Genomic DNA, 552 nt, shown 5'->3' with positions numbered 1-552 from the left:
ACGATTCATTACTGGCCAAGATCGAACCCAAAGTACGTTGTTACCAGAGTTACTTGATGAGTACATCACCGAAGAAAACCCCGTACGCGTCATTGACCTCTTTGTTGACCAGCTTGATTTAGCCAGCTTAGGTTTTGAAGGAGTAGTTCCTGCTGATACTGGTAGGCCGTCCTATCATCCTGCAGTGCTGTTGAAATTGTATGTCTATGGATACCTTAACCGTATTGCATCGACTCGTCGCCTAGAAACCGAAGCGCTACGTAATGTTGAACTCATGTGGCTCATTGCCCGTTTAGCTCCTGACTTTAAGACCATCGCGAACTTCCGCAGGGAGAACGGCAAAGCCATCCGTAAAGTCTGCGCCCAGTTTATTGAACTGTGCCGCCAGATGAATTTATTTGCCGACGCGATGGTGGCAGTTGATGGCAGTAAATTTAAAGCCGTGAACAGCTCCGATCAGAACTTCACCCAGGCCAAGATCAAACGTCGTATCCAAGAAGCTGAAGCTAGTATTGCGCAGTACTTAAAAGACTTAGAGGCAGCTGATCTGCG

Annotated in this window: 1 protein-coding gene; it reads left to right on the top strand. The window is 47.5% G+C overall.

What is annotated here, in order from left to right; genetic code table 11:
• On the top strand, positions 1 to 552 hold a 552-nt coding region (locus VC188_RS11940), incomplete at both ends, for a transposase (RefSeq protein ID WP_323484112.1).

The organism is Polynucleobacter sp. MG-28-Ekke-A2 (genome assembly GCF_035012985.1).
Taxonomy (GTDB): domain Bacteria; phylum Pseudomonadota; class Gammaproteobacteria; order Burkholderiales; family Burkholderiaceae; genus Polynucleobacter.
This window is presented reverse-complemented; position numbering and strand designations above follow the sequence as displayed.